The 26,823-nt window shown below is 67.8% G+C and carries 21 protein-coding genes and 1 tRNA gene; 7 read left to right on the top strand and 15 right to left on the bottom strand.

Annotated elements, in window-relative coordinates; genetic code table 11:
* Positions 1-6: 6 nt before the first annotated feature.
* The 11 genes from FXO23_RS13465 to FXO23_RS13505 form a co-directional block, all read right to left on the bottom strand.
* Positions 7-2,097 carry a UvrD-helicase domain-containing protein gene (locus tag FXO23_RS13465; protein ID WP_158884562.1) on the bottom strand — a complete coding sequence of 697 codons (2,091 nt, stop codon included), beginning with the start codon at positions 2,095-2,097 and terminating at the stop codon, positions 7-9.
* Between the two features lie 27 nt (positions 2,098-2,124).
* Positions 2,125-2,895, bottom strand: a complete 771-nt coding sequence (gene drmC / locus FXO23_RS13470) for a DISARM system phospholipase D-like protein DrmC (RefSeq protein ID WP_158884564.1) — start codon at positions 2,893-2,895, stop codon at positions 2,125-2,127.
* Positions 2,892-3,773 (bottom strand): DUF1998 domain-containing protein, encoded by an 882-nt coding sequence (gene drmB / locus FXO23_RS13475; protein ID WP_218951978.1) that lies wholly within the window; start codon positions 3,771-3,773, stop codon positions 2,892-2,894. Before drmB ends, drmC begins: the two co-directional genes overlap by 4 nt.
* A 193-nt stretch (positions 3,774-3,966) precedes the next feature.
* A complete protein-coding gene (locus FXO23_RS51015) occupies positions 3,967-5,613 on the bottom strand; it encodes a type IIL restriction-modification enzyme MmeI (RefSeq protein WP_218951979.1) in 1,647 nt (548 codons plus the stop codon).
* A gap of 107 nt (positions 5,614-5,720) precedes the next feature.
* Positions 5,721-7,157, bottom strand: coding sequence for a hypothetical protein (locus FXO23_RS51020; RefSeq protein WP_218951981.1), 1,437 nt, complete (start codon positions 7,155-7,157; stop codon positions 5,721-5,723).
* A gap of 35 nt (positions 7,158-7,192) precedes the next feature.
* Positions 7,193-7,960 (bottom strand): hypothetical protein, encoded by a 768-nt coding sequence (locus tag FXO23_RS51025; RefSeq protein ID WP_218951983.1) that lies wholly within the window; start codon positions 7,958-7,960, stop codon positions 7,193-7,195.
* Positions 7,961-8,361: 401 nt separating this feature from the next.
* On the bottom strand, positions 8,362-9,567 hold the full coding sequence (locus FXO23_RS13485) for a DUF3322 domain-containing protein (protein WP_158884566.1): 1,206 nt from the start codon (positions 9,565-9,567) through the stop codon (positions 8,362-8,364).
* Between the two features lie 2 nt (positions 9,568-9,569).
* The gene (locus tag FXO23_RS13490; RefSeq protein WP_158884568.1) at positions 9,570-12,962 is read right to left on the bottom strand and encodes an ATP-binding protein; all 3,393 of its coding nucleotides are present in this window, start codon (positions 12,960-12,962) and stop codon (positions 9,570-9,572) included.
* Complete coding sequence (locus FXO23_RS13495) at positions 12,962-13,567, bottom strand: DUF4194 domain-containing protein (protein ID WP_218951985.1); 606 nt, start codon at positions 13,565-13,567, stop codon at positions 12,962-12,964. Before FXO23_RS13495 ends, FXO23_RS13490 begins: the two co-directional genes overlap by 1 nt.
* Positions 13,568-13,577: 10 nt before the next feature.
* On the bottom strand, positions 13,578-15,035 hold the full coding sequence (locus FXO23_RS13500; protein WP_158884570.1) for a DUF3375 domain-containing protein: 1,458 nt from the start codon (positions 15,033-15,035) through the stop codon (positions 13,578-13,580).
* A gap of 235 nt (positions 15,036-15,270) precedes the next feature.
* Positions 15,271-15,343: transfer RNA gene (locus FXO23_RS13505), tRNA-Lys, on the bottom strand.
* 130 nt (positions 15,344-15,473) lie between these two features.
* On the opposite strand from FXO23_RS13505, the gene FXO23_RS13510 reads away from it, so the two are divergent.
* The 3 genes from FXO23_RS13510 to FXO23_RS13520 are packed head-to-tail and all read left to right on the top strand — an operon-like array spanning position 15,474 to position 17,094.
* Positions 15,474-15,845, top strand: a complete 372-nt coding sequence (locus FXO23_RS13510; RefSeq protein ID WP_158884572.1) for a BlaI/MecI/CopY family transcriptional regulator — start codon at positions 15,474-15,476, stop codon at positions 15,843-15,845.
* On the top strand, positions 15,842-16,711 hold the full coding sequence (locus FXO23_RS13515) for a M56 family metallopeptidase (RefSeq protein WP_246257202.1): 870 nt from the start codon (positions 15,842-15,844) through the stop codon (positions 16,709-16,711). Before FXO23_RS13510 ends, FXO23_RS13515 begins: the two co-directional genes overlap by 4 nt.
* A gap of 29 nt (positions 16,712-16,740) precedes the next feature.
* On the top strand, positions 16,741-17,094 hold the full coding sequence (locus tag FXO23_RS13520; protein WP_158884574.1) for a hypothetical protein: 354 nt from the start codon (positions 16,741-16,743) through the stop codon (positions 17,092-17,094).
* Between the two features lie 280 nt (positions 17,095-17,374).
* Here FXO23_RS13520 and FXO23_RS13525 read toward each other — a convergent pair whose 3' ends face one another.
* Together FXO23_RS13525 and FXO23_RS13530 are read right to left on the bottom strand one after the other, a co-directional pair.
* Positions 17,375-17,734: a hypothetical protein gene (locus FXO23_RS13525; protein ID WP_158884576.1), complete on the bottom strand. Its 360-nt coding sequence runs from the start codon at positions 17,732-17,734 to the stop codon at positions 17,375-17,377.
* Between the two features lie 112 nt (positions 17,735-17,846).
* Entirely contained in the window at positions 17,847-18,212 is a 366-nt protein-coding gene (locus FXO23_RS13530; protein WP_158884578.1) for a hypothetical protein, read from the bottom strand.
* Positions 18,213-18,634: 422 nt separating this feature from the next.
* On the opposite strand from FXO23_RS13530, the gene lanKC reads away from it, so the two are divergent.
* The 4 genes from lanKC to FXO23_RS13550 all read left to right on the top strand — a co-directional run bounded on the left by lanKC (position 18,635) and on the right by FXO23_RS13550 (position 24,904).
* Positions 18,635-21,223, top strand: a complete 2,589-nt coding sequence (lanKC, locus tag FXO23_RS13535) for a class III lanthionine synthetase LanKC (RefSeq protein WP_158884580.1) — start codon at positions 18,635-18,637, stop codon at positions 21,221-21,223.
* A 23-nt stretch (positions 21,224-21,246) separates the two neighbouring features.
* Positions 21,247-21,396, top strand: coding sequence for a SapB/AmfS family lanthipeptide (locus tag FXO23_RS13540; RefSeq protein WP_158884581.1), 150 nt, complete (start codon positions 21,247-21,249; stop codon positions 21,394-21,396).
* 131 nt (positions 21,397-21,527) lie between these two features.
* On the top strand, positions 21,528-23,198 hold the full coding sequence (locus tag FXO23_RS13545) for an ABC transporter ATP-binding protein (protein ID WP_158884583.1): 1,671 nt from the start codon (positions 21,528-21,530) through the stop codon (positions 23,196-23,198).
* Complete coding sequence (locus FXO23_RS13550; protein WP_158884585.1) at positions 23,195-24,904, top strand: ATP-binding cassette domain-containing protein; 1,710 nt, start codon at positions 23,195-23,197, stop codon at positions 24,902-24,904. The genes FXO23_RS13545 and FXO23_RS13550 overlap by 4 nt, the downstream gene beginning before the upstream one ends.
* A gap of 162 nt (positions 24,905-25,066) precedes the next feature.
* On the opposite strand, the gene FXO23_RS13555 is transcribed toward FXO23_RS13550, so the two are convergent.
* Positions 25,067-25,489 (bottom strand): acyl-CoA thioesterase, encoded by a 423-nt coding sequence (locus tag FXO23_RS13555; RefSeq protein WP_158884587.1) that lies wholly within the window; start codon positions 25,487-25,489, stop codon positions 25,067-25,069.
* Complete coding sequence (locus FXO23_RS13560; RefSeq protein ID WP_179956760.1) at positions 25,483-26,757, bottom strand: hydroxyacid-oxoacid transhydrogenase; 1,275 nt, start codon at positions 26,755-26,757, stop codon at positions 25,483-25,485. Before FXO23_RS13560 ends, FXO23_RS13555 begins: the two co-directional genes overlap by 7 nt.
* Between the last annotated feature and the right edge of the window lie 66 nt (positions 26,758-26,823).

The raw sequence follows: 26,823 nt of genomic DNA on the forward strand, positions 1-26,823 counted from the left end.
GAATGTTTACTTGAGCCCGCTCAGCAGTTTGCTGCTGGCGCCGTGCCAGGAGACGGCGAGTTGTTCGCGGGACCGAGTGCATGCGACGAACAGCAGGCACCGTTCCCGTCGCATGTCCTGGTGGTGCGTTGCCTCATCTTCGTTGAGAGGGGTGATCGCGCTGGACGGTGGCACCTGGTGTTCGCTTACCCCGATCACCGCGAGACACCGGAATTCGAGTCCCTTCATGCGGTGCATTGTCCCGACCGCGACGGCGTCGTCGGGTGCTTTCGCACCGAGCAGCGACCTTACCGGGATCGAAACCGCTTCCAGCGCATCCACGGCTGCTTCGACCAGCCACTTCGCCCGCGCTGCGACACCGATCTCGCCGGGTTCCACCCCCGCGTCCAGCCACATTCGCACCGTCGTCGATAAGCCGTCGAGCTCGGCGTTTTTGTTGCGGTATTCCTTCAGTTCCGGTGGCATGCCGTGCATCTCGGATCGGCATCCGGCAATCGAATCGAGCCCGCCGTCCATGTCGTCGATCGGCTCTCCGCGGAGCAGTCCGAGGCTCCACGAGAGAATCTCGGCTGTGGTGCGGTAGTTCACCGTGAGCCTGCTCGACCGCCCAGCTACGTGGATTCCGACCTCACGAAGACTGACGAGGTGCGAGTAGATGCGCTGGTGTGTGTCGCCCGCGAGAAATACATCGTTGGGTTGCCGGGGGACGGCTGCGCGCAGCAACCTCCATTGTGACGGGCTCAGATCTTGCGCCTCGTCGACGACGATGTGCTGGTAGGGTTTCTCGGTACGCTGCTCGAGGAGCCGCTCCGCCTCGACGCACACGGTCTCGTGGGTCCACCAGTCGCCGTCGCGGAGCTGCTGCTCGAACTCCCAGATCGCCTGCCAGACCTGCGCCTTCTGCCGTGGACCGAGGCGACGGCCGCGCCCGGTGCGTTTGGCGGACAGGTACTCCTGCGCGCTGGTCACCTTCTGAGCAAGCACGACCTGTCGCCATTCCTGCCGCAGAAAAGGTTCGCTGAACGGTAGGTCGAGCCTGTCGATGACCGAACGCCACAGCGCGCTCTCCTCGTCGCTGTCGAGTAGCCGTGGTGCCCCGTGTTCTTCTCGAAAGACTTGATGAGCTAGCTGGTCCACGTTCTTGACATCGATTCGGCTCCGGATCTCGTCGGACTCGATGAGTAGCTTCAGCCCGGCCGACAACGATCCAGTGAGGGTGGAAGTGAAGGTGGTGAGCAGCACCTGCCCGTTGTTCAGCCGAGCCAGGTGATTGGAGCGGTGCAGTGCGACCACCGTCTTGCCGGTTCCCGGCCCACCGGTAACCCGTGCCGAACCCCGGAAGTGCGCGTCAACCGTCGTGCGCTGTACCGGATGCAGGTAGATCCGCCACAGCGCGAACGGGTGCCGGAAGATGGCGAGCAACTCCTCCGGTCCGTCCACCAGCACCATGCGATCCGAGCTTCGTGCCACTGCGGCGCTCAGGTCGTTCGGGTCGAACCGTTGCCCGTAGATCACATCGCCGAGCTCGGCCCACACTTCCTCCGGGCTGAGTCCGGCCGCGAGGCCGGCCAGCGCGTCCCACTGCCCGGACGGCAAGAACGAGCGCGCCGCGTCGAGCTGGACGGGGTCGGTCAGGACGCGGGCGAAGGCGAGAGTCTGCTCGTCGATGCCGAGCCTGCGCAAGTCGGCATCGTTGACATCGTCGAAGAGCCGGGCCGGTGCCATTTCCGCGATGCCGGACAGGCCCGGCAGGGTGCTTTCGATCGCCGTCACATCACGGATCTCGATTCGTCCCGTCGCGGCGTTCACCGAGGCGAGGCGACGCTGCGCCCAGGTGTACGCGTCATCGTGCGGAAGTACCTTCAGCAGGGTGTAGGTGCTGCCGGTCTCGGGAGCCAGCACCACACCTCGCCAGAACTGGGTGATGCGGATCGTCCGGAATCGATTGTCCCGTGCATTCTTTACCTTTTCCAGATGTTGTCCGGTGTGCGTGGCCTGTTCGAATTTAGCGAACGCCTCGGTCACCCGCTCCTGTACTGCCTTGTCGAGTTTCGGGTATTCGCGCAGGAATTCTCTGTCAATGGCCAGTGATGGCATTGCCTCGTCCTCCTAGCGATGCGGCGGTCACAGTGCACTGCCGCTGACGGTCAGGCGGTCCAGCATGCCCTTGGACTTCAGCTCCACGATGTGCTCGGCAACGCGGACGGGGGCGCTGCCACCACGGATCAGCACGCCCGCTTCGATGTTCTTCTGCACGCCCGATTGCGTGAGGTTCGCGCTGGAGACCAGGAGGACGCGCCGGTCGGCGACGGCGAGCTTGGCGTGCATTTTCGAACCGGGCTCGCTGCGCTTACTGACCGGCCAGTGCCACGGCTGGAGCCCGTTGATCCTGGCGAATGCCGCGGCGGGCTCGGCACCGGCCAGCGCGCTACCGGCACCCTGCAATGTCTCCACCACCACGGTGACCTGGACGCCCCGCTCGATGGCCGAAGCGAGCGCTTCTCGCAACGGTTCGTGCGGTTTCGCGGAGTAGGTCATCAGCAGCAGTTCGCTGGTGGCTTCGGTAACCACCTGGATCAGCGCCTGGGCAGTCGCACGCACCGGTACCGAATGGCTGCTCGGTCCGCTCCACACCGTTTCGACTTCGACCGACGCGGCATGCTGTGCGTAGCCCGCGGCCAGACCGCGCAGGAACGCGGCCGCCTGCGTCTGTGGTGTCTCGCTGTCGTCGAGCGCGCGCAGGATCGGGCGGGTAGCCACGGTGAAGGTGTTCCCCATGCCGGACAGCACCGCGTGTTCGGGCCATCCCTCGCCGACTCGGTCGGCGAGGGTGCGAAGTGCCGCGGCCCCGAGGGTGGGCGCAGCCGCGGCGGCGATAGCCTCGAATCCGCTCATGGCACTGTGGAGAACAGCGCCAGCTCGGGCTCGCCGACGGGTACGACGAACCGGCGGTCGAGGAACCGATTTCCCCGTTCGCAGGTCGTCTCGGAGACGAACAGGCAGACGTGACAGGCGGCACCGTGCAGGAAGTCGGCGGGTGGCTGTGGTAGCCGTTCGGCGCACAGCGGGTCGGACGAGCAACGCATCGCATCTCGCAGCGCCCGGCGGGTGATGCGCACCAGTTGTTCTGGCTCGGCCTGTGACACTAAGCCGCCGAGCGTGCCTTCAGCATCAGGCACGGCGGTGTAGATGAGAATGCCGCTGCGGGGGTCTTCATCGGTGCCCGCGTAGATGCGTTCGGACAGGCTGGCCGAGCTGTAACCACATTCCAGCGCGATGGTGCGGATCAGCAGATGGGACAGTGTGTGCAGCGCGATGTAGCGCTCGCCGGGCCAGTGCGCCATAGGGTCGAACGGGCCCCGCACTCGGTCCGAGTACCTGTTCTTGCGGAACTGCGCGTAGGCATCCCGGTGCCTGCGCATGGCGTCCGTGTCGGTGACGCGGTCGACCCAGCGATCCAGCAGGTCGTCGGGAAGGCGCAGGAAGATGCCCTCGCCGCGCACCTCACTGCCAGGGACCCAAGTGGGCCTGTCCCGGGACAGCGGTGCAACGGTGACCAGATCGGGATCGTCCGGATCCGGCGAGTCGAGGCGAGTGAAGCCGATCAGGGCACGGACCTCCCGCAGCCGCTCGACCTGGACGACGTCCTCGACGCTCTGCAGGGACACCAGCGTGTTGCCCGCCGCGGCGTCGACATCGCTGACCACCCACTTGTGCCCGCGTACCGAAACCAGGGAACCTGATTTGAGCTCCGTCGTTGCCGAGTCGGCCATGCACACCCCTGCCAGCTGTCGTGAATGACTGTCAGTCAACTTACGCTCGGTCCCGCCGCAGGGTCGAGAGCGCCATGGGAAGTTGTCAACTCGACTAACACTCGATCACCCGGAACGGGGGTTCGCTCTGTCATGTCGCCGGACCGGCGCCGTGTGTAACAGGTTGCGGAAAAGTCTCGCGGATAAGGCTGCGTCATTCATGGGGCTCGTCGATCCCCAGATCCAGCTCCTCCTGCTCGCCGACCCGGCGCTTGTCTTTCCGGTGGCTCTTGACGTGCAGACCCTGGGAGACCTCGTCGGCATAGCGTTCGTGGTTGAGCTCGAGCAGACTGTCCAGGAGCTCGCGCTGGGCGGCGGGGCCTATCGTATAGCGAGTCTCCCGGCCGACGGGGTGGAAGCCGTGGTCGAGCCCGCCGACCGCGTCGATGCGTTCCGTCCAGCCGTATGCGCGAACGGTAGCCTCGTCAATGGCGCGATGAAGGCGGCGTAACTCTTCGATATCGCTGGCCGTGCAGTGGGGGTCGAAGACCAAGTTGTAGGTCTTGGTCAGTCCGATTTGCCGGGTGCTCATCACGTTCCGGCGGTATGTATCCAACTCGTCACCGGTCTGCCGAAGCTCCTCGGTGAGAGGGGGTAGCGGGAAGGTCTCAAAAACGTCCGAAGGCGTGTATCGGAGGTCCGTCTTCATCGAGGACCCACGGGATTTCGCCCACCAGTAATGGACTGAGCTGGAAAGTGCTGCCAGCATGGCGGGGTCGTCATCAGCGAACACCCCAAGCATGTGAGAGAACACCTGCCCGGTGGGTACCATCACCGGCATCACGGTCTTGCTCACGAGGGTCATCACGACAACGCGAGATAACGGCGCGATCGTCTCGTAAAGTTCAAGGGTCGGTCGTGTGAACCGCCACCAGATTTCGCGGCGCGATTTATCTTTGTTTCGAGCGCGCTCGGGCTTCACCAGCCGCACAACCTGTTCGTAGCACTCTTGATACTGTCGGGCGCGCTCTTCCGGCCAGTTGTGGAAATTTATCACCCAGCGGCTTGGTGCAAATTGGGGATGGGAGTTCAGGTCCTGGCCGTTAAGGTAAGAGAATAGCACCTCCTTATTATGAGGATCCCGCAAGATGAGATCTTGAGCTTCATCCGGGTGCAAGGTGAAGCCAAGCCCGAGGATGTTCGAGCCCTGGAACGCGATGCCCTTATTAGCTGCCAGCCGTTCAGGTGAGCCGCACACCCGTGGGGGCGGGTCGAGCGTCGAAGTCATGCCTCGCTGGGAGCGAACCTTCGCTCGCGTAGCCCACACGACACAACACTCCAGCGCAGAACTCCTTGACGGCCACGGCATGGACTTGATCGCGTCGTAGATGGTGATGCCGTTCGCCGCCAGTTGGTTAAGGCCAACCTGCCTGGTGTCCCCCTGGGCGAGCGTGTTCGTGGCGACCAGGCCGATGGTGCCATCGTGTCTGACCAGCTCGGCGGCGCGGAGTGCGAAGTACGCGATCAGGTCCGCGCTGCCACGGACACCGTTCGCCAGCGCGTGGATTAGGTACTCGCGATAGGTATTGCCGAGCACGCCGGTGAGCTTCTGCCCGCCGAGGTACGGCCAGTTGCCTATTACCCCATCGAACCCGCCGCGCCGGAACACCTCGGGAAACTCGAGTGGCCAGTGGAAAGGTACTCGGCGGAACGAGTTCGCGGGCTCGTCCGTACGCAGCCAACGGCGCGCCTGCGTGCTGGCGGTGGATTCATCGCCGTCTCGAACGGCGTTGCTCGCGAGCCTCGCCGCAGCCACCGATCCCCGATCCAGCCCGCGTGCCCCTTCGGGTGCATGGGCCACCGCCGATCCCGCCAGCAAGTCAGCAATCAGCCGGAGTTGCGCGACATCTCGATCGATTTCAGCGAGCAGTTTGCGCTTCTCGGCTAGACCACCGAGGGGGTCCTCGCCTACGGGATGTCAGCGATGCGAAGGCGATCGTCGGCCAGCTTCTCCAACAGAGCTTGGCCGGGAGCTGTCCACTGGAAGAGGTCGGCGCGGATTTCACCACCCCGCGCGGGATCCAGGTGCATGTGCCACAGCTGCTCGTCGGAGGTGATGCCGAGCAATGAGTCACCCGTCTTGAGCCGGTCGTCAAGGAAGGTGAATGGCCGCTCAGGAGCCATTGAGATCAACCACAAGGACACCTTCGTGATCTCTACCGCCGCCGGGTTGATGTCGACCCCATAAAGGCAGTGTTCGATGACTTGCCGCCGGGCGCTGATCACCACCTGGTCCTCATCGACGTCGCCGATGACACGCGAGATCTGGGACAGGAGCGCGGCCTCGTCGCCTTCACGAATCCACGACTCGACAAGGCGGTCGGCCAGATATTGAGCAGCCGAGACGAGGAAGGCTCCCGATCCCATTGCGATGTCGACGATGTTGAGCGCCAGGATCTCGTCCGGTTTCTTGAGTCTCCACTTTGAGGTGTCGGCGGTCTGCAATGGCCCAGGGGAGTAGACCAGCGGTTCCAGCGAACGTGCGATAACACGCTGGGCGAGACGCCGCGGTGTGTAGTGCGTCCCGGTGTTCTTGCGGAGTGGTGATTCGGTGACGAACAGCTCGCCGGGCAGGATGACGAATGGCAGTTGCCGCAGGTCGTGCCGGATGAGTTGGTAGAAGGGCAGGAGCCGCTCAGCCAGATCGCCGTTACCGCGTACCGCCGCGAGCAGTTTCTTGCGGGCTTGTGCGCCATTAGCGTCGGCGGGGCTGGCGAGTTTCCGCGCGAGTGCCTTAGCGGATCCGATTGTGGAGCTCTTGTACGCCTCGGCCAGTCTTTCCGCCAGCGCGGGCGCATCCCGACACTGGGCCGCCAGGTTTTCGAGATCGCGCAATGGTACCTCTGCTTCGGCTCCCACCTTACCGATCAGTCCAACCGTGACTTCGTCGGCACGAAAACCGGAGTAGGCGAGCAACCCCTCATAGACGCAGCCGATCTGCTCGACATTCAACTCCCGGAAGGAAAGCTTGCGACGTTCACGTGACTTGCCCACACCGGTCTCCACATATTGCACGGCGCGCAGCACGTGCAGGACGGTCCTGTCGTCGATGGTGCGTGGAAACCACGGGAATGTCGTCGTGTCGAACAAAGAACCGTCGTGCGGATATATCGACAGGCGCTGATGGTCGATGCCGTAGTACACGGCATCGAAGAGGGCGAGCAGCCGATGCCATGCGGCGTAGCTGTGTTCGAGGTCGTCCTCGCTGGTTTCGAGCGCCTGCCGCTCGAGTTTGGCACACAGGCGCCCGGCCGAATATGCGGCAACGTAGAGTTCGTTGTCGGCGGGCAGGAGTCCGCGCTCCTCTGCGAAAAGAAGGAACACGACCCGCATCATCGTCGCCACGGCACCGTTGTAGATCTCGGTAGCGTCGACGTCGATCAGGCCGCGCTCGCCGCGTTGCCGCCGGCAGTGTCCGCCCGGCCGATCGCCGCGACCAGCAATTCGACGGCCTGTCGAACCTGTATGCCGAGGGCCTCGGTGATGTCCTCTTGTGAGTGCTTGCTTTCTGCGAGCAGGGCACCCAACTTTTCCTCATCCGGTACGGAAAAGAACCGACGCCTGCCGAGCACGGAGACGAAAGCGCGTACGATATCCTGTTCCGCTGACTCGGACCAGCCAATGGCATCGAACGTCGCAGTGGTGGTGACCTCGTCGCGCGGTGCCCATACCAGAGTCCACCAGCGAGCGTCAGTGGCCAGACCCAGTTGGACACCGTGGTGCCGGCACAGGCGAGCCAACCTGTCGGCCGGAGTCGCGGCCCAAGCGTCTCCTTTGAGCCGCGTGGTCGGGTGAGTGCCCGGCTGGAGTGCTATGCCGAGTACGTGTGTTGTTGTCGGTTTGACCTCACTATTTGGCGAGATCAGGGCGAACGAGGGGGTTAGTCGCGTGTCGTGCTCAGTGACATCGAGCGAGAGTGGTTCGAGCAAGCCGCTGTCACTCCAGAGGAGCTCGTCGCTCCAGCCGGTGAGCTCCCGTAGCACGAAGTCAAGCCACGCGTCGTGGTGTTCCGCCGGAGACTCCTGCCACTTTGCGTGCGCGATCCGCAGAGCCTGCCGGGTCGGTTTGTCGAGTGTGTCTAATGTCGGCCAGACGGCGCGCAGCACCGGCAAGGATAGAAAAGGCCCTTCGACCTCGATCAGACTCAACCAGGCCCGGTGTCGTTGTACCGAATCCGGGACAGGAGTGCGCCGATATCGCCGAGAACCTGCTGCCGCGCTCATGAAGCATCACCCCGGGCTCAGTCGAGGTTCCTTATACCGGCACGGTTCTTGCGTTGCGTTCTGCGGGCCACGGTACTGTCCTGATCGGCCGGTTGGAAACGGCAATCACTCGTCCGGCTCAACGAACTTGAGGCTCTTTCTCAACGCTGGTGTCAAGAACTCGGCTGGCGAACTCGCGAGGCCACGAAGATGATCTAGCTTGACTCGCTACTGCATTGGGGTGATTCGAGCGCATAATTGGTCATTGCTCCTTGTGGCAGAAGGGCAGTCATGCCAAGGGGTCGGCAATGAGTTTTGAGGTATCTCCAGTGTATATAGAGATGTTTTCATGTTACGTCTGCCGCTTTATCGGTTCCTGACTCGCCTGCACGTCGAACGACTTGCTCGATGGCGGCGTACGAGATGCGTTCCTGTTCGAGGCGGACGGCGGTGCCGAGGACGTCTTCGACGAGATCGGTGTAGAGCGCGGCTTCGTCCGGCAGCAGCATTTCGAGGTGGTCGGCGGCGGGGTTCGGCTCACGTACCCATTGGCCTTCGTGCGCCAGGAGCGTCGTCCGATCCATCAGCATGGACCGGACGTGGCCGAATGCGCGGCGCAGCCGGTTCAGGATGGCGAAGCCGTGGGTGTCGATGTCGCCCCAGTACACCAGGTTCTTGTCCGGCAGCCAGCGGAGCGGCTCCAGCCGGGTGGCGGCGTATCCTTCACCGAAGATCACGATCGCGTCTTCGGCCGGTGGGAACGCCAGGTAGGTCACCTCGTTTTCGACGACGAACACCGTGTGCGCGTCCAGCGGCGTGTCCGCGAGTTCGGACACCCGCACGGACAACTCGCTGAAGCCGGCGCCCGCGGCGAGGTGGCGGAACCGGACGTAGGCGGGTTTGCTCCGGAACCGGTAGCGGCCGGCGAAGTCCGATGGCGGCTTGGTGCGGTCGACCCGCTGCTCGGGGAGTTGCCGGTCCAGCATCTCCGACAGGATCGTGCGATGCCGTTCGATGAACTTGGTATCGACCCCCGGCACGTCGACCTGCCGCAGGTACATGTCGGGGTGCGCGTGCGCGTCGATCCACAGCACCGTGTCGACCAGGCCGGCCCATTCGCGCGCGTGCCGGAGCGCCTCCATCGGCTTGGCGATCATCCACTCGGCGATGGCCGGGGCGCGGGGCTTCGTCGCGTCCAGCAGATCCGCGAATCTCCGCATCTCGGTTCGCACGCCGAGCACGGCCCACAACTGGTCGTAGGAGTCGACCCAGGCGCGGGCGGGGATGTCGTTGGCACCGATGACCCGGCCGCCCACCGGCTTCATCTCGATGCGGAGCCGTTGCTCGCGCCGCCAGTGCTCGACCCAGGCGCGCACTTCGCCGAAGCGGTCGGCCACATCCCGTGCGTTCGGCCCGCGCAGGCCGACCGCCATCGGCTCCCACGGGGCGCCGGCGGCGAACCGCGAGAGAAACTCGCCCCGCTCCCACCGCCGCCGCAGCTTGCGCACGACGTCGGCGGGCAAGGTCCAACCGGACAAGTCGGATACCGCCATCGCTAACCGCCGGGAGCCGAGGCGGTCTTGATGGCGTGGGCGAGCTGGCGCTGCTGGTATTCCTCGATGGTCAGGGTCTGCAACCGGGAACTGTTGCCGGTTTTGTTGTCCACGAAGCCGACCGCCGCCACATAGGGCTCGATGACGTGGATCTTCTGCAGCGGGGTCACGATCAGCAACTGCAGGCCGAGCCGCCGGAAAAGGTCGAGGGCGAACCGGGTGGACTCGTCGGAGCCGCGGCCGAACGCCTCGTCGATGACCACGAAGCGGAAGGTCCTCGATTTCTGGGCGCCCCAGTCCAGCTTGAACTGGTACGCCAGGGACGCGGCCAGGATCGTATAGGCGAGTTTCTCCTTCTGCCCGCCCGATTTGCCGCCGGAGTCGGTGTAGTTCTCGTGCTCGGTGTCGTCGGCACGCCACCGCTCCGACGCGGAAAAGGTGAACCAGTTGCGCACGTCGGTGACCCGGCGCGTCCACGCCCGGTCGGCCTCGGTCTGCCCCTCGCGTCCTTTGAATCGTTCGATGATCACCTTGACTTGCAGGAACTTCAGTTCGGAGTACTGGTCCGAGTCGTCACCGCCGAGCGATCCGCTGGTGCACTCGCGCAGGTCCTTGCGGAAGTCGCGGATCTCCACGTTGACCGTCGGGTGCGGCTCGAGGCGGATGAACCGTCCCGGGTTGTAGTCGATGTCGACCAGCGAGTCGTTGATGGTCTCAATCCGCTGCTTGATCAGCTCGGCCTGCTTGTTCAGCTGGGAATGGAAGCCCGCGATGTCGCGGATCGTGTTGGTGTTGAGGTAGGTCTTGAAATCGGACTCGAACCGCGGCAGGTCGTCGCGGGCGATCTGGTCGCGCAGCGCGCGGTATTCGTCCGCGGATTGCACCGAGTCGTCGAATTCGGTGGTCTCCAGCGGATACGCCTTGCGGAAATCGCCCATCTTCGCGACGACGCGGTTCGCCACCTTGCCCTGCCTCGCGGTGAGCCGGTCGACCTCGGCGGTCAGTTCGTCGCCCAGATCGATCTGGTAGCTGTCGCAGTCTTCGGGCGTGGCCAGGCTTCTGGTGCCGGCGCGCTTGTCGATCAGCGGAAACGAGTGTCTCGCCTGTTCGCATTCCGGCTCGGCCAATGTGCTCTGGACACCGCGCAGCTGTTTCTCCGCGGTTTCGCGCTCGCCGCCGAGTTTGCCGGCCATCGACATCGCGGCGTCCCGGGCCGCCTCGGCTTTCTCGATCCGCTCGCCGACGGTGTCCAGTTCGGCGGTCAGCCGTTTCAGCTCGTCCGACTGCTGCTCCAGGAGCCGCTTCTCGGCCTCCAGTTCCGCGATGCGGTTCACCGCGGCCTGCCAGTCGATTTCGCCGAAGCCGCCGAACTCGGCGAGTAGCGTCAACGTCGTGGCGAGTTTGCGTTTGCCGGTCAGCTCCCCGCTGAGTTCCTGCGCCCGTTTCTCCAGTTCGCCTTTCCGGTGGTGCAGCCGGTTGGCTTGCTCGAGCAGCGTGTCGATCTTGGCCTGGTTGTCCCAGCCGAGCACGTAGTGACGGCGGTCGTCGATACGGCGGGCGTCGTCCTTCTCGTGCCTGCCGCGGGCGCCCTTGATCTGCCCGGCCAAGGTGGCGGCCTTCGCCGCGCGGCGGAACTCGGGCATCGTCTCCACGCACTGGTAGTCCGCGCGGTGTGCCAGTTCGCGATCCAGCCAGGCCGAGAACGGCGACTCCTTGATCTCCAGTTTGGCGAACAGGGAATTCTCGGGCAGCGGTGTCGGCGGGGTGGCCCCCGGTCGTTCCGGCACCCGGTAGTACACCAGCTTGATGCCGAGGTGGCGTTCGTTGATCCAGTCGGACACCGCGGTGTAGTGCTCGCTGGCCACCAGCATGGACAGGCCGAAGCCGTGCAGGAGGCGCTCGGCGACGCCTTCCCACTCCGCGCAGTCGGCCCGCACCTGGATGAGTTCGCCGGCGAACGGCAGCGCGGCGGAATGGACCCCCAGCTCCGCACACAGCGCGTTGCGCACGTCCAGGCTGCGCTTGGGGATGTTGCTGCGCCGCTCGCGCAGGCTGAGCAGTTCGGCGTTCAGCTCCTTGGCTTCGGCATCGAGCGCGCGGCGTTCGACGCTGATATCGGTGAGCCGGTTCTGCAGTTCGGCTTGTGCTTCGTCGAGGTTTCCCGCGCGCTCGGCGACAGCACGCTGCCGGGCGGTGAACTGTTCGGGATCCGCGACCTCCGGAAGTGCGGCTTCGGCCAGCAGTTCGTGGTACCGGTTGAAACGGTCTTCTCGCCGGGTGCGTTCCTTCTGCTCGGCCGCGATCTCGGTTTCGATCTGGGTGAGCCGGTCGCCACCGCAACCGGCGCGCCGCACGATCAGCTCCTTCTCCTTGCGGCGCAGTCGCTCCAGTTCGTCCGCCGCCCGTTTCTGGGTGGCCGTCTGACTGTCGATCTCAGCGGCGAGCGCGGTGATCCGGTCGGCCAGCAGCGCCGATTTGCGGTCCGCGCAGTAGTACCGCAGCGCCTCGCGCTGGGCTTTGGCCGCTGCGATCCGTTCGCCCAGGTCGTCGTGGACGTCGCAGTCCGCGAGCAGCGGTTCCAGCTGGGCAAGCTGCTTGCGCGCCTTGAGCACAGCCTCGTGCGCCTTGGTCAGATCCTCGAAGTGGTCGACCAGCCTGCCGGTCCAGTCGGCGGCGTCGAAGGGCTCGAGCATGTGCGAGCGGACGAAGTCGTTCAGGTTGCCGACCGACTTCATCGACACCGTCTGGTGGAACAGCTCCATGGCCTGTTCGGAGTCGATGCCGAGCCGACGGCAAAAATCCTTGCTGTACGCGGGAAAGTGGTCATGGACGCGGACGTCCTGCTTGCGCAGCCGGCGTTTGAGCGTCGCGATGTCCCCGCCGAAATCGGCGAAGTCCCCGGCGATCGTCAGGCCGCGGTCCGCGGTCGCGAAGAACCGGTCCGGCTGGCCGACGGATGCGTCCCGGAACCAGAAAACCTGCGCGAGGGTCACCGTCGAGTCGTACCCGTGGTTGGTGAAGGAACCGAGGATGACCGAGAACGACCGTCGATCCCGCAGCCCGACGGGCTTGGACGCCCCGGTCGCCTCGTTGCGCTCGGATTTGTAGTAGCCGAGCACGTACGAGCGCAGGCTCCGCTCCTTCGCCTCGGCTCCCGCCGCCTTGTTGTACGAGATGCGGTGGGCGGGCAGGAGCAGCGTGGTGATCGCGTCGACGATCGTGGACTTACCGGAGCCGATGTCGCCGGTCAGCAGGCTGTTCTTGCCGTACGGGCAGAAGGTCCACACGCGCTGGTCGAACGTGCCCCAGTTGTAGACCTCGAGGCGCTCGAGCCGGTAGCCGGCGAGGTCGGCCGCACCCGCCTCGAGCCCGGTGGCGCTGAACAGGCCGCCCATCAGTCGCCGTCCTCCCCGCCGCCGAGCTGGGCGGCGTACTCGCCGAGCCGCTGGTCGAACTCGGCCAGCCATTGCCCGTCCACGAACGCCTTGAGGATGCGCCGCACCTCGTAGGTGGCGTCCTGCCCGGTGATCCGCCGCAGGAAACCGAGTTCGACGACCTTGTTGATCTGGGTGTCGATCTGGTCGACCAGCCGTGCCTCGTTGCTGCTGTCGGGGAGGAACAGTCGCAGCATCTCGACGATCTGTTCCCTGGTCAGGATCAGCCGCGTCTCCGCTCCCGAGGCGTCGAACTCGGCCAGTTTCTTGCGCAGCAGGGCCAAAAGCAGGCTCACGTGGAACGACAGGGCACGTCGCGGGATCAACCGGGGAATCGGCTGCTCACCGTCCTCGGCGTCCGGTTTGGAACGCAGGAAGGCGTAGCCCTCGGCCTCGTCGACGACGACGGTCAGGCCCAGGACGGCGACGTAGTCACGCACCTGGGCCTGCAGCGGCAGGAGGTGGCGCCACACCTTCTCGTGGCCGTCGGCGTACACCACACCCTTCATCAGGTGCGTGACCACCAATGACAGGTCGAGTTCGTCCCGGCGTAGCGATGTGGTCACGCCGGCCATGCTAGGAGTCCGCACCGACAGAAAGGCCGCCGCTGGTGAAGGTCACCCGGGGGATGGTCGCGACCCGACGCGTGCCGGTGGCGTCGGTCCAGCGCACCCGCTCGCGCGCGGTCTCGTCGAAGACCACCCGGAAGGCCGAATCGTCGAGGGAGAGGTAGCCGACCAGTTCGGCCATGCCCTGCTCGAGCGGTTGGCGTTCGAGCACTTCGGTGAGCCCGACCTGGGAGCGGTCGCGCAGCTCGCGGCGCACGATGCCGCTCAGCCGCTCACGGTCGACGTGGACCTGTTCGAACAGGGCGGACGCATCGAGATCTTCCGCGGCCGCGCTGATGCCCGCGCTTTCCAGCGGGACCTTCGCCTTGGGGAGGTAGAGCGGGCGTTCCATCGGCAGCGCGATCGCCGGAGCGGTGCCGTCGAGTTCGCACGTGACCGCGGGATCGCGGTGTTCGCGCAGCTTGATCGCGGAGGATTCGATACTGCGCAGGATGTCCATCACCCGGCGGTTCTCCAGCCACACCTGGTCGTCGAGGAAGCGCCGGAGCTGCTCCGACAGCAGCCGCACCGTCGCCTGCGTGCGTTCGGCCGCGTCCAGCCAGTCGTAGTGGATGTGCCGCATGCGCGCGTCGGCCTCCCCGATGGCTTCGAGGGATTGCACCTTCTCGAGCAATTCGGTGAGCTCGGCCTGCCGTTCGTGCGAGAGCAGGAAGTCGTAGAAGGCCTGGAAGCTGCGCCCCTGGTCGGAATCCGCGATGGTACTGCGGTTGCCCACTACGTCGTCCAGTAGTTCACCTTTGGATCCTTCCCAGCCCGCGACCCGGGCACGCAGCGCGCGATCGAGCGTTCGGAAGTTGGCCTCGACCTCGCGGAAGTCGGCCAGCAACTCCCGCGCCGTCGCGGCGAACTGCTGGTAGCGGTCCCGCTGAGCGGAAGTGTCGAGGACGGCGAAGTCACCGCCCGCGACCCGGTTGATCTCCGCGTCGATCGCGGCGCGGCGCCGGTGCAGCTCGGCGAGCCGGACATCCGGATCGGTCTCCGCGCCGTAGGCCATCTGACGCAGCAGCTCGAAGATGGTGTTCAGCCGCGACTCGGTACCGACGAAGGACCGTTCGCGCAGCGAATCGACCCAGGTCAGCGCCTTCTCCACGGCCGGAGTCGCATCGAAGTGCACCTCGTCCGAGCCGGCCGGGTAGTACTTGCGCAGCCAGCCGTTTTCCGGTGCGGACCAGTCAGCGAGGTAGGCCTTGGCCGGCTTGGGGAACGTGCCGTCGCCGAGCCGCTCGTTGAGGGCGTACAGCTCGTCGTCCAGCCTGCTGATCAGTTCGGTAGCGGAGATCGAACGGACGTTCTCGTCGACGAAGACCTTCCGGAGAAACCCCAACACGAGCGGCGCGTTGTCGGCACGCAACAGCTTCCAAGCCGGGTCGTTGCGACGCAGCAGGTCGAGTTCATCGAAGTCCATGAGCGAACCAGGCCCCGTCCCCTCCAACCAGGTGCAAAGGCGTTCCAGGATTCATTCCACCACGAGCGAACGGTCCGCGTTCGACCGCGCCAATTCCTCGGCGTGCCATGTGCTGGTGAGCAACCAGCCGGACACGCTGGATCAGCAGAAGCTCGCACCGTGAGGGTGGGGCCTCGGCCCCACAACAAAACGGGACAACGGAAAGGCGACCGAAGGCCGCCGAACAGGTTCACTGTGGGGCGCCTGGGGCTCGAACCCAGAACCTACGGATTAAAAGTCCGCAGCTCTACCAATTGAGCTAACGCCCCGTGGGGGTCAGCCTAGACGATCGCCGGTTGGGGTGTGCGGGGTGTCAGGTTGAGGGGGTGTTCGGGCCGCGGAGGGGTCTACTACGTCGTGTAGCATTACCGGTTGTAGTAGGGCGGCGAGTTGGGTGGGGTGCGCGTGGGCAGGCTTGGTGAGTTGGAGCGCGCGGTGATGGACGCGCTCTGGGCGCGGGGGGAGCCGGTGAGTGTGCGCGTGGTGCACGGGGACCTGGCCGACCGCGATCTCGCCTACACCACGGTGATGACCGTGCTTTCGCGGCTTGCGGACAAAGGGATCGTGCGGCGGGAGCGGGCTGGGCGGGCTTGGTTGTACGCCCCGGTGGCCAGTCGGGAGGACTTCGTCGCCGAGTTGATGTTGGAGGCGTTGGCCTTGACCGGGGATCGGGGGCCCGCGCTGGTCCGGTTCGCCGAGTCGGTCAGCGGGGACGAGGCGGACGCGCTTCGGGCGGCGCTCGATCGGGAGCGGGGCAAGGGGAAGCGGTGAGTTACGTCCTGCACCATCTGGTGACCCTGCTGTTCGCGGCGGTCGCGATGGTGTGGCTGCCCCGCGGCCGGTGGACGCATTCCTGCCCGCGGACGGCTTTGGTGCTGTGGCAGCTCGTGGTGCTCAGTGCGGTGGTGTCGTTGGTGGGAGCCCTGCTCGGCGCCGGGCTGGCGCCGTACGGGCGCGGTGTCGTGCCCGGGTTCCTGGCGTTCCTGAACGCGCCCGGGGCACTGGATCCGGTGCACCTGGTCGCGGTTCTCGCCGGGCTTTCGGTGATCGGGTTGCTGGTCAGCGAACAGGTGCTGGGGTTGCTGCGCACGGCTCGCGCGCGGGCTCGGCACCGGCGGTTGCTCGACCTGGTCGCCAGCGCGGACGGGGACGCGATGGTGGTCGGGCATTCCATTCCGGTGGCCTACTGCCTGCCCGGCCGCCGCCCGCAGATCGTGATCAGCGCGGGCACGCGTCAGGTGCTCAGCGCGGAACAGCTGCGCGCGGTGCTCGCCCACGAACGCGCGCACGTGCACGAGCGGCATCACCTCCTGCTGGAGCCGTTCGAGGGGTTGCGGCTCCTGCTGCCCACCGGCGCGCTCGCTGCCATCCAGCTCCTGGTCGAGATGTGCGCCGACGATCGCGCCGCCCGCCAGCACGGCGGCGAGGCGCTCGCGGGCGCGCTCGAGCGGTTCTCCGAACTCGGCATCGGCGGCACCCCGGCCGGCGCGTTCGCCGCGGCTTCGGTCGCGACCACCGCGCGGATCCAGCGGCTCCGCCATCCCCGGCGGGCGGCCGGGGTCCTGGGAGTGCTCGCGGTCGTCGTCGCGATGGTGGCCCTGGCGACTCCGGTCAGCCTGTTCGCCTTGCCCGCGTGATCTACTACGGCTTGTAGTACGATCCCGGTATGCAACTTGTATACGACGTTCTCGTCATCCTGCACCTGCTCGGTATGGCGACCATCGTGGCGGGAGCGCTCGCCGTCCGCCTCGGCGCGAGCGAGTCCCGTTCTCTGGTGCACGTGCTGTACGGCGCCGGTACGCAGGTGGTCACCGGGCTCGCGCTGGTCGGCATCGCCTCCGCGAAGCTGGCCAGTCAGCCGCCGAACAACGCCAAGATCGCGGTCAAACTGGTGATCGCGGTCGTGGTTCTGGTGCTGGCGCTGGTGTTGTGGCGGCGCCAGGGTAAGGAGATCCGCGGCGGCCTGATGGGCCTGGCCGGGTTGACCTTGGTCAACGTCGGTATCGCCGTCCTCTGGTGAGTCCTCAGTCCCGTGCGGTGCGGCGGAGCCAGAGCGGGTAGTACGAGTGGGATGAAGAGGTAGCCGCGGCCGTAGTCGGACCAGACCGCCTCGTCCGGGAACGCGGCGGCGTCGAGGATGCTCAGGGTGCCGACGGCGAGGACGCCGACGAACTCGACCGCGCGGGCGACTACGGCGATCCGCCACGAGTAGAGGCTCGGATCGTACGAGGGCGAATGTCGCCAGGGGTGTAGGTGGCCGCCGCGAAGGCGGTTCGGGTTCGCAAGCGGTTGCCCGCTCGTCAGTTCCGTGCGGTACGGCGGAGCCAGAGCAGGCCGAGGACGGGTAGTACGAGTGGGATGAAGAGGTAGCCGCGGCCGTAGTCGGACCAGACCGCCTCGTCCGGGAACGCGGCGGCGTCGAGGATGCTCAGGGTGCCGACGGCGAGGACGCCGATGAACTCGACGGCGCAGGCGGCCACGGCGATCCGCCACCAGCGGAGGCCGGATCGCGCGAGGGCGAATGTCGCCAGGATGTAGACCACCGCCGCGAAGGCGGACAGGAGATACGCCAGCGGCGCCTCGTGGAACTTCGTGGCGATCTGCACCGCGGCCCGCGAGGTCGCGGCCAGCGCGAAGATCGCGTATACGGCGACCAGCACGCGGCCCGGTCCCGTGGCGGTCGCCCGTCGCGCGGTCTCAGTGTTTGTCTGAGAACTCGCTCCGCTTCCGCCGCTCGCTTTCCGCGGGGCGCCCCCGCTTTCAGCTGCTCTGTCAGGCATGCGCCCCACCCCAAACTTCCCAAAGCCGCAGCACCATCACCGGCACCGCGACGCACGCGATCCCGAGCACCGCGGTGCTCGACCGGCTGCGTTCGGCCAGCGCCCACGCGGCGCCCACCGGAAGCACCAGCAACGAACCGATCAGATACGCCAGATAGGTCGCCAGGCTGCCCGGCCGCTCGCCGCCGGCCAGCAGCACCACGCCGATCACGAGCTGGGCGACCAGCAGCAACTCCACCACGGCCAGGCCGGCGAGCAGGGCGCGTCGCGGTTCCCGGTTGCGCGCGGCCAGCAGGAAGCTCCACGCCGCGACGATCAGCGAGCACACCGCGACCGTCACCGCGAACCCTGAGATCACCCGTCCTCCACGGCACGCCGATTACTACCACTCGTAGTATAGACGGACGGTGTCGCCGGGTCCGTTCGCGGGATCGGACGGTCCCCCGGCTCGTCCTTTGAGGATCGGAACCACTCGAATGGGTGTCGGCTTGAAAAAAACGAACCGATCCGCCTGAGGCGTCATTGCTGAACTGGTGTCCTGGAATAATCCGGACTGTCTACCAGGTGATTTACTGCGCGCGAGATCTGTTACACCGCGATCGAGTGGTTTACTTGCTGCTGGCTCTTACCGAGGGTTTTCGAATGTCTGGGTGGTAAGAGAATGTGCCTACCCTGATCAGCGCAGTCGAACCCCCGGGATGGCGGATGGTCACTGTGGCGTCCGGCGTGCGGGAATATCCCCTGTCGTAAACACCGGTGCGGGCTGCAGGGGGTATGTTGATGGATCTCCGTTATGAGGCGTTCTGCTTCGCGGATCCACTCTTCTTCGACGAGCAGCGCGACAACGGAACGCCGGAGGACGACTTCGCGCGGGGGCTGCCGTTGCCCGACGGATGGGTGCGGGCGGACCGTGGCGTGTGGCGGGTGCTGGATCCTACTTCACGTACTTTACCCTCGCAGGGTTGGAAAATTCACGTCTCGGCTGGTATGGACAACGCGGAGCGGGTGCTCGCGAAGGTCTATACCTACTGTGTCGACCGGACGATCGCCTTCAAGTATCTCCGGACCACGTCCATCCTGCTGGGCCGGAATTCCAAATACGCGCCACGTGAGGCGAGTGGCAAGTTGATCACGATTTATCCGGCGGACAACAAAGAACTGGAGCGCGTTCTCGCCGACCTGTCGGCCGAGTTGGCCGGGGAGGCCGGCCCTTATATTCTGAGTGACCTCCGGTATGGCGAAGGTCCCCTCTACGTCCGCTACGGCGGATTCGCCGAACAGTGGGTCGAAGCCGACGGAACCCGGGTGCTCGCGATCCGCGAACCGGACGGCACGCTGGTGCCGGACAAGCGCGGCCCCAGCTTCTACGTGCCCGATTGGGAGCCCCTTCCGGATTGTCTGGCGCCCCACCTGGCCGCCCGGAAGGGTGGGGATCGCTCGCAATTCCCGTACCAGGTGATCTCTTCCTTGCATTTTTCCAACGGCGGCGGGGTCTACCTGGCCGACCGGCTCGCCGACGGGCACCGGCTGGTGCTCAAGGAGGCCCGCCCGCACGCCGGCCTCGACCGCGACGGCCGGGACGCGGTGGCCCGCCTGAAGCGCGAGCACGAAATCCTGGAGCGCCTGGCGGGCATCCCCGGTATACCGGTTGTATACGACCGGTTCACCGTGTGGGAGCACCACTTCCTCGCCATGCAGCACGTGCCGGGCAAGGCCCTGGCCCCCTGGCTGGCGCGCAACTACCCGCTCACCCGCCGGGAGCCTGCCGAGCAGGATCTCGCCGAGTACACCGAGCGCGTGCTGGGCCTGGTCGGCCAGGTCGAGCGGCTGGTCGCCGCGGTGCACGAACGCGGGGTCGTCTTCGGTGACCTGCACGCGATGAACATCCTCGTGGACACCGACGAGGAGACCGGAGAGGACACGGTTTCGCTGATCGACTTCGAACTGGCCTTCGAGGCCGACGGCGGCGGCCGGCCGACGCTCGGCGCCCCCGGTTTCCGGGCGCCCGCCGACCGCACCGGGTTCGAGATCGACGAGTACGCCCTCGCCGCGCTCCGGCTCTGGCTCTTCCTGCCGCTCAACCCGTTGCTCGAGCTCGCCCCGGCGAAACTGCACAGCCTGGTCGAATTCGTCCGGCGCCGGTTCCCGCTGCCGGCCGAGTACGCCGACTCGATCCTGAGCCGCCTCAGCCCCCGCGGCCAGGACGCGCCGGCCCCGGTGACCACCGAACTCGACCAGCCCGAACCCGACTGGGACGTGGTCCGCAAATCCATCGCCGAGGCGATCCTGGCGAGCGCGACCCCCGAACGCGAGGACCGGCTCTTCCCCGGCGACATCGAACAGTTCCGGGTCGGCGGCGCGTGCTTCGGCGTCGGCGCCGCGGGCGTGCTGCACGCCCTGGACGCCGCGGGCGCCGGGCGTTACCCGGAGCACGAGGAGTGGCTGCTGGCCAAGCTGCGCCGGGAGCCGCCCGGCCGCCCCGGTTTCTACGACGGCGCGCACGGCATCGCCTACGTGCTGGAGAACTTCGGCCACCACGAGGCGGCCACCGACCTCATCCGGCAGTCGGCCACGCTTGTCGAGCAGACCCGCGAGCACGCCCTGGACACCGGGCTCGCCGGTATCGCGCTCAACCTCCTGCACTTCGCGGAAACCAGGCAGGACGACGACTTCCAGCGCCAGGCGAGCGAACTCGGCGAGAAACTGGCCGAGGCGCTGCCCACCGCGGAGCCCCCGGGCAAGTTCGCCCGCGCCGGGCTGCTCAGCGGCTGGTCCGGCCCCGCGCTGCTGTTCGTCCGGCTGTTCGAACGCACCGGGGACGCGGCCTGGCTGGACCTCGCGGATCGCGCCCTGCGACGGGATCTCGAGGAATGCGTACCGGCCGACGACGAATCCCTCCAGGTCCGCGACGGCGGGACGCGGACCCTGCCGTACGTCGCGATCGGCAGCGCGGGAGTCGCGATGGCCGCCGAGGAACTCGCCGTGCACCGCCCGGACGCGGAGAGCGTGGCGAAACTGCCCGGCCTCCGGCAGTCCTGCCGCGGTGAGTTCGTGATCCACCCGGGTTTCCTCTACGGCCGCGCGGGCCTGATGGTCACGCTGGCCATGGGCCGGAATCGCGGGCACGACGCGAGCGCGGAACGCGCGATCGAGACCCACCTCGCCCGGCTCGCCTGGTACGCGATGCCCTACCGCGACGGGCTCGCCTTCCCCGGCAACCAGCTGCTCCGGTTGTCGATGGACGTCAAAACCGGCGGCGCGGGCGTGCTTCTCGCCCTGGCCGCCACCCTCGACGGCTCCCCGGCCCTGCCGTTCCTCGGCGCCCGGGCCCGGGCCGTCCCCCAGACGCCGGCCATCCCCGGCCGGTGAACCCCCGAAGAAAGGAAAGAACGATGGACTTCGTTCTCGAACTGCAGGACCTGGACGCCCCCGAGGCGACCGAAGGCGCGCTGGCCGGCCACAGCGGCGGCGGTGGCGGCAGCAACCTGAGCCTCATCGCTTCCTGCCAGAACAGCACCATCAGCCTGCTCACCTGCCACTGACGTAGGCGCCTCCCGCAGGTAAGGGCGCGGGAGCGGCACAGGCCAAGTGCGCCGCTCCCGCGCCCCCATTCTGCGCCACCGGGCAGTTCCTTGAAAACAAATCGCAAAGCACCGAAACAAAAGGGGACGAGATGGCGGGACCCGGTGATCGCCTGCTCTGCCGGCTGGCCGGGCTGCACCGCCTCCGCCTGATCGGCATCGTCGCAAGCGCCGCGCTGGCCACCGCCGCGGGTCTTCTGCTTCCCGAGGCGCTGGCCGCGGCGGTGGACGCGGTGATCTCCGGGCAACGCAGCTGGCCCCAGGTGCTCTGGCTGCTCGCCCTCGGCGGGGCGGAGATCGCCGCGGACATCGTCGGCGGCATCCTCACCGTGCGCGCGACGAGCGCCGCTTCGGCCTGGCTGCGCCGCGAACTCGCCGATCACCTGCTCGCCCTGGGCACCCGATCCCGGTTCGCCGACGGCGACGCGCTGAGCCGGTTGACCACCGACTGCACCGGTGCGGGCGCGGTCGTCTCGATCGTCGTCCAGCTCGGCTCGTCGGCGTTGATCTCCACCGGCGCGGTGCTGCTGCTCGCGCTGATGGACTGGCGGCTCGCCCTCGTCTTCCTGGCCAGCGTGCCGGTCGCGCTGCTGCTCGCCCGCTCGCATCTGCGCCACACCGCCGATGACGTCCTGACCTACCAGGAGGTTTCCGGCGAACTCTCGGCGCGCCTGCTCGACGCGGTGCGCGGGCTGCGCACGATCGCCGCCTCCGGCACCGCCGACGCCGAGACCGAACGCGTGCTGCGCCCGCTGCCCCGGCTCGGCGTCGCCGGGATCGGCATGTGGCGCACGCAGGCGAAGATGGTGTGGCGGGCGGCGCTGCTGCTGCCCGCGGTCGAACTGGCCGTGCTGGTCGCCGCCGGATTCGGCGTGCTGGCCGGGCGGCTCACCCTCGGCCAGGTCCTCGCCGCGCTCGGCTACGTGGCGCTCGGGATGACGATGGTGCACCAGATCCCGCTGCTCACCACGCTCGCCCGCGCGCGTTCCTGCGCGCGGCGGCTGTGCGAGGTCACCGGCACCCCGGCGCCCGAACCCGGCATGCTGCCGGTGCCCCCGGGCGTCGGCACGGTCGAACTGCGCCAGGTCACCGTCGCAGGCGCGCTCACCGACGTGAACCTGACCGTGCCGGGCGGCACTTTCCTCGCCGTGGCGGGGAAATCCGGCGCGGGGAAGTCCGCGCTCGCCGAGGTGCTCGGTGGGTTGCGGCAACCGGATTCCGGGGTGGCGCTCTTCGACGGCGTGCCGCTGGACCGGGTGCGCACCGAGGAGTTGCGCGCGGTCGTCGGCTACGCCTTCGAACGGCCCGCCCTGCTCGGCTCGACGGTCGCCGAGGCGGTCGGCTACGGCGCGTGGGCGGGCCGGGCCGCCATCCAGCGCGCGTGCCGGACCGCGCACGTGCACGACCTGGTGGTGCGGTTGCCCGAGGGCTATGACAACCCGCTCGCCGAAACCCCGCTCTCCGGCGGGGAAGCGCAGCGGCTCGGCCTGGCCCGGGCGCTGGCGCGCGGGCCCCGGGTGCTCGTCCTCGACGACGCGACCGCGAGCCTGGACACCGTCACCGAGTCCAGAGTGGACAGTGCGATCGCGGATGCCCTGCCGGGGCGGACCCGGATCGTGGTGACGCACCGGGCGGCCGCCGCGAGCCGGGCGGATCTGGTGGCCTGGCTGGACGGCGGCCGGATCCAGGCGGTCGCGCCGCACGAGCGGTTGTGGACGCTTCCCGGATATCGGGCGATCTTCACCGAGGGGGACACCCGGTGATCAGGCTGTACTGGACGACCCTGGCCACCCAGTGGCGCGGCGGCCTGACGCTGCTCGGCTGCTCGGCCCTGGAAAGCGTGCCCGCCTTCTTCTCCGGCCGGCTCGTGCAGCTCGCCGTGGACCGCGGGTTCGCCGCCGGGAACCCGCGCGCCGGGGTCGGCTGGCTGCTGGTGTTCGCCGCGGTCGCCGTGCTCGGCGCGGTCGGTTCCCGGTTCGTGTGGCGGGAACTGGGCCGGGTCGTCGAGCCGATGCGGGACGCGCTGGTGACCGCGGTCGTGCGGGGCGTGCTGCACGACGCCCGCCCGCGCCGCGGCCCGGACGCCAGCGGGATCGCGCGGATCACCCAGCACGTCGAGGTGGTGCGCGATGCGACCAGCGGACTGCTGGTGCAGGCGCGCGGCATGCTGGTGACCACGGCCGGTGCGCTGGCCGGGCTGTTCACCGTCGCCGGATCGCTGGCCTGGCTGGTGGCGGCGCCGGTCGTGGTTTCGCTGGTCCTCTTCGGCTGCCTGCTGCCCGCGCTGGCCCGGCGGCAGCGCGCGCAGGTGCTGGCCGACGAGGCGACCGCGGAAACCGCCGGCGGGGTGCTGGTCGGCATGCGGGACGTGGTGGCGTGCGGCGCCGAGGCGACCGCCGGGATGGCGATCCACGCGGCCGTCGAGGAACAGGCCGAGGCGGCGATGCGGATGGCCCGGGCGACCGCGCTGCGGACCGCGGTCATCTCCCTCGGCGGGTTCGTGCCGCTCCTGCTGGTCCTGGTGGTCGCGCCGGGCCTGGTCGCCGCGGGGGCGATGTCGGCCGGGGCGGCCCTGGGTTCGCTGGTGTACCTGGCCACCACCCTGCAGCCCGCGTTGCGCGGGCTCGCGGCGACCTCGAGCACGGTGGTGCTGCGGCTGCTGGTGGCGTTGCGGCGGTTGAGCGAGGCGGCCGTCGAACCGGAACCGGCGGGCGGCGACGCGGAACCGGCGACGATCGGGATCGCGGTGCGGGGCCTGACCTTCGGCTGGGGCGCGCACGCCGAACCGGTGGTCCGCGACCTGGACCTGGACCTGGCCGGCGGCGACCACCTGGCGGTCGTCGGGCCGAGCGGGATCGGCAAGTCGACGCTGGCCGGGCTGCTCACCGGGATGCTGGCGCCGCAGGCGGGCCGGGTGCTGCTCGGCGGCGCACCTGTGCGCGAGGTGCGGCCGGAAACGCGCCACCGGCTGGTCACCCTGGTCCCGCAGGAGACCTATGTCTTCGCCGGAACCGTCCGGGAGAACCTCGCGCTGTTCGCGCCCGCCGCGACCGACGCGCACCTCACGGCCGCGCTCGAGGCGGTCGGCGCGGCGGAACTGGCGGACCGCCTCGGCGGGCTGTCCGCCGAACTCGGCCACGAGGCCGCGGGACTGTCCGCGGGTGAGGCGCAGCTGCTCGCGCTGGCCCGGGTGTACGCGAGCCCGGCGCGGGTGGTGATCCTCGACGAGGCCACCGCGCACCTCGATCCGGTGGCCGAGGCGCGCGCCGAACGCGCGTTCGCCGGACGCGGCGGGATCCTGGTGGTCATCGCGCACCGGCTGTCGTCGGCGTTGCGCGCGGACCGGGTGCTGGTGATGGACGGGGACACCACGCTGCTCGGGACGCACGCGGAACTGCTGACGGGGTCGGCCCGGTATGCCGCGTTGATGCGCGCGTGGACCGACCCCGTCGCGCGGGTCGCCGTTTAGCCCCCGGGTGAAAACGGCGCGGTGCGGCCCGCCCCCAGGTCGGGCCGCCAGGCACCACTCTGCGGCACCGATCTTGAGAGAACCTTCGGCAAACCTTGAATCCCCAGGCAAGGCCGTACTCGGGCGCGCTTTCCCCAAAAGCGCCCTGGTCGTTAGCTTAGCTCAGGAATTCACGCGCAGGGCTTCCAGTGATTCGCGGAGTTTTCCGGTGACCTCCACCGGGCGCCGGGATTCCCGGTCGACGAACACGTGCACGAAATGACCTTCCGCCGCGGGTTCCCCGCCGCCCTCGCGGAAGATGCCGATCTCGTACCGCACGCTCGACCGCCCGAGGTGGCCGACCCGCAGCCCGACCGAAAGCACGTCCGGGAACGCCACCGAGCCGTGGTAGTTGCAGTGTGACTCGACGCACAGCCCGATGACCTCGCCGGTGTGCATGTCCAGCCCGCCGCGTTCGATCAGCCAGGCGTTGATCACGGTGTCCATCAGCGCGTAGTGCACGACGTTGTTCACGTGCCCGTAGACGTCGTTGTCCTTCCAGCGGGTCGGCACGCGCTGCCAGTGCGGGTAGTCGCCGTTCACCACAGCGAAACCGATCGCCGCAGGATCTCCGCCAGGTCCTCTTCGGACGGTTGCCGCGGCGCGGTCGCCAGCAGCCGCTGTTGTTTCACCGTTCCCTCCACCAGACTGTCCACATCGGACTCCGAGTAGCCGACCCCGCCGATCCCGTTCGGGATCCCGATGTCGGCCATCAGTTTCCGCAGCGCCGCGGGCAGGTAGTCCGCGTCGTCGGCGGGCCGGTCGAGTTCCGGCGCGAGCAGTTCGGCCACCCGCAGATGCCGCCGCGGCGCGGCGTCGAAGGTGAACCGGAACGCCTCGGGCGCGGTCAGCGAAACCGCCATCCCGTGCGGCACCATCGCCTCCTCGGCCGGGTAGCCGTCCGGGTGGAAGTCCCGCACCTGCCCGGCGATCGGGTACGCGTTCGCGTGCGGGATGTGCACGCCCGCGTTGCCGAACCCGAGCCCGGCGAAGGTGGCCGCCAGCGCCATGTCCTCGCGCGCGGCGACGTCGTCGCCGTCGGTCACCGCGGCGCGCAGCGAATCGCGCAGCAGGGACAGGGCGCGTTCGGCGAACATGTCCGCGAGCGGGTTCGCGCCGCAGTAGGGCACCCGTTGCTCCGGCCGCTTCCGCTCGAACTCGGTGTACGGCTTGGCGGTGTAGCTCTCCGCCGCGTGGCACAGGATGTCCATCCCGCTCGCCGCGGTCACCCCGGACGGCTGGCTGAGCATGAGCCGCGGATCCACCACGGCGAGGGCCGGGCGCAGCTTGAGGTGGCTGATCCCGCTCTTCACCCGCAGCGACAACACGTCGAGCACGCACACCGTGGTGCTCTCCGAGCCGGTCCCGGTGGTGGTCGGCACCGCGACCAGGGGCTTCAGCGGCGCGCTCGGCGCCCGGCCGCCGCCGACCGGCGCGTTGACGTAGTCCATCAGGTCGCCGTCGTTGCTGGTCAACAGGTTCACCGCCTTCGCGGTGTCGATGGTCGACCCGCCGCCGACCGCGACGAAGGCGTCCCACGGACCGGTGCCGCGCGCGTGGTCGACCGCCTTGCGCATGCTGATGTCGGTCGGCTCGACGTGCACGCCGTCGAAGATCTCCGCGTGCACGCCGTATCCGGCGATGCCCTCGGCGATCCGGTGCGGCCAGCCGGTCGCCGCCACCCGGGGGTCGGTGATCACCAGCACCCGTTTCGCGCCGTACTGGGTCAGGTCGTAGCCGATCTCGTCGCACGCCCCGCGCCCGTACTTCAGCGCGGGCGCGCCGTAGGTGAACACCGTCTCTGCGGAAGTCAACTTCGCGTACCCCTTTGCCGCTCGAAGGCCTGCCCCGAGATTAAGGCTCCGGACCCGTTCCCCGGA

This window comes from Amycolatopsis anabasis (assembly GCF_009765355.1).
Taxonomy (GTDB): domain Bacteria; phylum Actinomycetota; class Actinomycetes; order Mycobacteriales; family Pseudonocardiaceae; genus Amycolatopsis; species Amycolatopsis anabasis.

What these genes read in the sequence shown, in the direction of transcription:
- FXO23_RS13545 (WP_158884583.1), top strand. Translation starts at nt 21,528, where the DNA reads ATGGCGGGACCCGGTGATCGCCTGCTCTGCCGGCTGGCCGGGCTGCAC.
- FXO23_RS13500 (WP_158884570.1), bottom strand. Translation starts at nt 15,035, where the DNA reads ATGGACTTCGATGAACTCGACCTGCTGCGTCGCAACGACCCGGCTTGG.
- FXO23_RS13490 (WP_158884568.1), bottom strand. Translation starts at nt 12,962, where the DNA reads ATGGGCGGCCTGTTCAGCGCCACCGGGCTCGAGGCGGGTGCGGCCGAC.
- drmB (WP_218951978.1), bottom strand. Translation starts at nt 3,773, where the DNA reads ATGGCCGACTCGGCAACGACGGAGCTCAAATCAGGTTCCCTGGTTTCG.
- FXO23_RS13465 (WP_158884562.1), bottom strand. Translation starts at nt 2,097, where the DNA reads ATGCCATCACTGGCCATTGACAGAGAATTCCTGCGCGAATACCCGAAA.
- lanKC (WP_158884580.1), top strand. Translation starts at nt 18,635, where the DNA reads ATGGATCTCCGTTATGAGGCGTTCTGCTTCGCGGATCCACTCTTCTTC.
- drmC (WP_158884564.1), bottom strand. Translation starts at nt 2,895, where the DNA reads ATGAGCGGATTCGAGGCTATCGCCGCCGCGGCTGCGCCCACCCTCGGG.
- FXO23_RS13485 (WP_158884566.1), bottom strand. Translation starts at nt 9,567, where the DNA reads ATGGCGGTATCCGACTTGTCCGGTTGGACCTTGCCCGCCGACGTCGTG.
- FXO23_RS13520 (WP_158884574.1), top strand. Translation starts at nt 16,741, where the DNA reads ATGCAACTTGTATACGACGTTCTCGTCATCCTGCACCTGCTCGGTATG.
- FXO23_RS13540 (WP_158884581.1), top strand. Translation starts at nt 21,247, where the DNA reads ATGGACTTCGTTCTCGAACTGCAGGACCTGGACGCCCCCGAGGCGACC.